We start from the raw sequence: 5,000 nt of genomic DNA, 5'->3' as shown, positions 1-5,000 counted from the left end.
GAAAAAATCCTAGATAATTTAACCACATCCCCTAAACACATAGATATTATCGCAAATGATACTTTACTTTCAACTTCAGAGTGCTTAGTAAATCTATTGTCGCTGGAATTTAAAAGTGTGATTCAACAGCTGCCAGGGAAAATGTTTAAACTCATCTAAGTTATACTAATATTTCTTTAGGTTTCCCCACAAGCGTTTTAATCTTTCTTTCAATCCTTTTTCCTGACCATTTTCAGATGGCATATAAAATTGTTCTTTTTCGAGTTCTTTTGGTAGATAGTTTTGTTGGATAAAATTTTCATCGAAATCATGAGGATACTTATACTCTTTTCCATAACCTATTGATTTCATCAATGATGTTGGAGCGTTTCGCAAATGAACAGGAACTTGATATAACGGATTGTTATTGACTGCTTGTTGAGCTTTTGTAATAGCTAAATATGAGGAATTACTTTTGGGTGAGGAGGCCAGGTAAGTTACACATTGAGCTAAAATGATACGAGCTTCCGGCATTCCAATTTTATGTACAGCACTAAAAGTCGATTCTGCAAGAACTAATGCATTTGGTGAAGCATTTCCAATATCTTCAGATGCTAAAACTACCATTCGTCGAGCAATGAATAACGGGTCTTCGCCTCCCTCCAACATTCTTGCCATCCAATATAATGCTGCATCCGGATCACTTCCCCTAATACTTTTAATAAATGCTGAAATTATATTATAATGTTCTTCCCCTGACTTATCATAAACAACATTTTTCTTCTGGATTATATTTTCCAGAACTTTCTTACTAATTACAATCTCATCCAAATCCTTTTGATGTATTACAGCATCTTCAAGAAGATTGAGCATTATTCTTGAATCACCACCACTTAAGTATATCAGAAAATCCTCATCAATACTTTTTATATTAAACGATTTTAGAAATTCATCTGAAGTAACTGCAGTATTGATTATTCCTTTCAGATCATCCGCTGACAACTCCTTTAATATATAAACTCTTGCTCTTGATCTTAGAGCTGGGATTACTTCAAATGACGGATTTTCAGTTGTAGCTCCAATCAGAATAATTTCACCCGATTCAACACTATTCAGTAACGCGTCCTGCTGTGATTTATTAAAACGATGAATTTCATCAATAAATAGAATCGTTCTCTTATTATAAAGTTGATTTTGTTTAGCTAAACTAATTACTTCCCTTACATCTTTTACTCCAGATGAAACAGCATTCAATCGGAAAAACTCTGAAGAAGTAGTTTCAGAAATTATCCGCGCTAACGTTGTTTTACCACTTCCCGGTGGTCCCCAAAATATAAGTGAACTTAGGGTATCGTTTTCAATCATTTTTTTGATTGGTTTACCTTCACCTACTAATTCTTTCTGACCAAAAAATTCACTGAGGGTTTTAGGTCTTATTCTTTCAGCTAAAGGTATTTGAGGTATGTCAAGTTTTCTCTTCAAAATAAAAAAATTACTTAGTTTTTATTTTAATAGGAATTTCATAGTCGTATTTCATACGATATTTTTCGCGGGCGACTTTTTCGATTTTAACAGTACTATTTTTTAAAGAATCTATTTGAAGATCAAGTTTTTGAATTTCAGATTTAGCTTCTTCAATTTTTGTTTTTAAGTTATCAAGATCCCTATTTAGCTCATAATATTTTAATAGACCATTGTCACTAAAAATTAAAATAACTAGAACAATTGCTAGAACAATGAAATAAATTATTTTTGGAAATTGCTGTTTAACCATCAATTAGCTTAACGAATTTTTAATAATTAATTCAATTAATTGATCATAATTCATACCAATTGATTTAGCTGCCTTTGGTAAAAGACTTGTACTTGTCAAACCGGGTAATGTATTGATCTCTAAACAAAACGGATTAAGATCTTTATCCAATCGAAAATCTAATCTTCCATAACTGCTGCAGCCTACTGCTTTATATGCATCTAAAGCATAATTTTGTATTCGAAGACTTACTTCCTCCGGAATGTCAGCAGGCACCTCATATTCAGACATCCCAGAGGTATATTTACATTCATAATCATAGAAAAAATGCTTTGGCTTAATTTCTAATACCGGAAGTACTTTTTCCCCAATCACTCCAACAGTAACTTCACGTCCATCAATATATTCTTCTATCAAAGCTTTTTTAGAAAATTGATGGGATAGTTTAATAGCATCATTTAATTCTTCAAAATTTTTACAGATCGTTAATCCAATTGCTGATCCCTGATCATTCGGTTTAACAACAAATGGCAGATTAAATTTTGATTTAATTTCAGTAATTAATTCATCTTGATTGTATTGATCCTTTTCTACAACAATCCAGTGTGGTGTTGGGACATCATGATGCTGGATAATACTCTTTGTAATTCCTTTATCCATAGATGCTGCACAAGCTAGAATCCCGGAACCTGTATAAGGTATATCCCTAAACTCTAAAAGTGATTGAATTGTACCATCTTCACCCCAACTGCCATGAAGTGCAATAAAGGCTAAGTCAATATCATCCAGCAATTCAGAGTTTATAGCTTCTGGATAATTTTGATAAGCAACGGGAAAAGATTCACAATCGGAAAAATAATCTTCAATCTTAGTAGGTTGACTTCTACCATAAGCCGGATCAACTAATTTTACTCCATAACCTAAATTAACTAAAGCTTTGTAAACTCCTTCACCGGTTAGTTTTGAAACAGCTCGTTCAGGTGATGCTCCTCCAACAATAAGTCCAACAGTAAGATTTTTATCCACGTGATCTTTTCTCTAATTCTTCCATTAATCGCATATTTATCAGACCATCATCACCTGTTATTAGTAAAGGTTTATCTTTTAAAAATGATCTTTGAACCGAACGCAATAGATAAAGCTGTCTATTTGCTCTACGTCTAAATGCTCTTTTTGCTTCATTTCTAAGATTGATGGTCATTTTTGCAGGTGACTGCTTTCTCCCAATTAGGTTTTCAATAGTTATTGTACCATTATATCCTAAAATTTCTATTCGATTATGGGGATTATTCACATTATAAGAGACATTAAAATTCCCATAACCACCATTTTCAAATCTAACTATTGCTGAAGCAAAGTCCTCTACTTCCCCACTGTAAATTACGTTATCAAGAATCCCTTTAATGGTTGATATTTCACCTCCAAGATATCTGAGGATATCAATCATGTGAGTTCCTAAATCTCGTAAAGCACCTCCTCCACTTTCGGAACGAATAAATCTAAAATTATCATTTGGTTTGAAGTCAATATTAAAATTAGCCGATATTGAAATCAATTTTCCAAGCAGATTGTTATCAATCAATTCCTTGGTCTTTTTAATTATCGGATGATGTCGAAGAACATAATTTACAGTTAACTTTACATTATTTTTTCTACAAATATCGACCATTTTTTCAGCTTCTTTAGCAGTAATGGCAAGAGGTTTCTCACATAATATATGCTTACCGGCTTTAGCTGCTTCAATAACTTGCCAATAGTGATCAGAGTTTTTACTGCTAATATAAATTGCATCAATATCGCTTTTTAAGAAATCACTATAATTACTAAAACTTGAGTTTGCATTAAATTTATTCTTAATTAACTCAGCACGGTTAATATTTGAACTATATACTGAGACTAGTCTGCTTCGTTTCAGATTTTGAAAAGCTGGTAAAAATGTATTTTCAAGGAAATTACCACAACCGGCAACACCCCATCTAAGTTTTTTTGCTGTTGATGTTGCTCTTAATTTTTGCATTCTTTTTTCCATATTATAAATTTAATTTTTTCATCAATTTATTAATTGGAGTAGAATTTTGCATAATATAAAAATGTATTGCAGGTACATTATTATTAATTAGGTCTTCAACTTGTTTTGCAGTCCAATCAACACCAATTTCTACAACATGTTCAGGTTTTGCTTCTGTAACTTCTTTGGCAAGTTCAGTTGGTATATCAATATAAAAGTTTCGTGGAATTGATGTAACTTGGTTTTTATTAGTCACAATTTTTAAACCTGGAATTATTGGTACTTCAATTCCGTGAGCTCTGCATTTTTCGACATAATCGTAATATCTATCATTATTGTAAAACATCTGAGTAACAATATACTCTGCCCCAGCTTCAATCTTTTGCTTAGCAAATTGAATATCAATATCCATATTGGGGGATTCGAAATGCTTTTCTGGATATCCCCCTACACCAATACAAAAGTTTGTCGGTTCAGCATCAATCAAGGTATCTTCAATATAGTTCCCCTTATTCATATCATCGATTTGCTTAACGAGGTCTACAGCATGTTCGTTAATGCTTCTACCAAATTTTGTTGGTTTTTTATATCCGCTGTCATCTCCTCTAACCGCAAGAAGATTATCAATCCCCAAGTAGTGAAGTTCTATTAGAAAGTCCTCTGTTTCCTCTTTTGTAAAGCCTTGACAGATTACATGCGGTACAGCATCAATACTATATTTATTCTGAATAAGAGCACAAATTCCAAGTGTGCCTGGGCGTTTTCGTTTGACTTTTACTTTGAATTCACCACTAGCAGTTTCTTCATATAGAACTTCTGCAGCATGGCTTGTGATATCAATGTAAGGTGGATTAAATTTAACTAAATCATCCAATACGCTTAATAGTGCTTTGATATCCCCACCTCTTTTGGGTGGAATAATTTCAAAACTAATAAGTGTTTCGTTAGCTTTTAATAAGTGTTCTGTAACGCGCATATTTTCTTATTTTTTTAGAACATATAATTTACAATTTTATGAACTCTTTTTCTGATGATTTTGGTTACAAGTTACTCTTTCACCAGTTTTAATAAATCATATTCTCTTTCTTGAATATCATCTGTATTAATATTTATCGTTACATATTCTCCTTCTAACCATTTCGAACTCATATCGTCATAGTGATCGCTAAAAAAGTATCCGGATTGCCCGGTTGGCAAAATGAAGTTAATTTTATCTGGTTCTGAATAATCGTAAATAAAACGCATTGCTGGACCCAATAT

The 5,000-nt window shown here is 32.5% G+C and carries 7 protein-coding genes (1 of these 7 running past the window's edge); 1 reads left to right on the top strand and 6 read right to left on the bottom strand.

Annotation, left to right across the window (positions count from 1 at the left end; all coding sequences use genetic code 11):
* Positions 1 to 159, top strand: partial view of a DNA-processing protein DprA gene (gene dprA / locus ABFR62_09745; GenBank protein MEN8138706.1) — the 3' portion only. It extends 963 nt beyond the left edge of the window; only the last 159 of its 1,122 coding nucleotides appear in the window; the start codon falls outside the window, past its left edge; it ends in the stop codon at positions 157 to 159.
* Positions 160 to 165: 6 nt separating this feature from the next.
* Here the strand turns inward: dprA and ABFR62_09740 are convergent, their stop codons facing one another.
* The 6 genes from ABFR62_09740 to ABFR62_09715 all read right to left on the bottom strand — a co-directional run.
* Positions 166 to 1,461 (bottom strand): replication-associated recombination protein A, encoded by a 1,296-nt coding sequence (locus tag ABFR62_09740; protein ID MEN8138705.1) that lies wholly within the window; start codon positions 1,459 to 1,461, stop codon positions 166 to 168.
* 10 nt (positions 1,462 to 1,471) lie between these two features.
* Positions 1,472 to 1,753, bottom strand: coding sequence for a septum formation initiator family protein (locus ABFR62_09735; protein MEN8138704.1), 282 nt, complete (start codon positions 1,751 to 1,753; stop codon positions 1,472 to 1,474).
* Positions 1,754 to 1,756: 3 nt separating this feature from the next.
* Complete coding sequence (locus tag ABFR62_09730) at positions 1,757 to 2,758, bottom strand: D-alanine--D-alanine ligase (protein MEN8138703.1); 1,002 nt, start codon at positions 2,756 to 2,758, stop codon at positions 1,757 to 1,759.
* On the bottom strand, positions 2,751 to 3,761 hold the full coding sequence (locus ABFR62_09725; GenBank protein MEN8138702.1) for a Gfo/Idh/MocA family oxidoreductase: 1,011 nt from the start codon (positions 3,759 to 3,761) through the stop codon (positions 2,751 to 2,753). The genes ABFR62_09730 and ABFR62_09725 overlap by 8 nt, the downstream gene beginning before the upstream one ends.
* A 1-nt stretch (position 3,762) precedes the next feature.
* Positions 3,763 to 4,716 (bottom strand): methylenetetrahydrofolate reductase, encoded by a 954-nt coding sequence (locus ABFR62_09720; protein MEN8138701.1) that lies wholly within the window; start codon positions 4,714 to 4,716, stop codon positions 3,763 to 3,765.
* Positions 4,717 to 4,787: 71 nt separating this feature from the next.
* Positions 4,788 to 5,000, bottom strand: a 213-nt coding sequence (locus tag ABFR62_09715) for a penicillin acylase family protein (protein ID MEN8138700.1), incomplete at its 5' end; no start/stop codon positions are given.

Source organism: Bacteroidota bacterium (assembly GCA_039714315.1).
Classification (GTDB): Bacteria; Bacteroidota; Bacteroidia; order Flavobacteriales; family JADGDT01; genus JADGDT01.
Note: the sequence above shows the minus strand (reverse complement) of the source record. Positions and strands in the feature narration are given on the sequence as shown.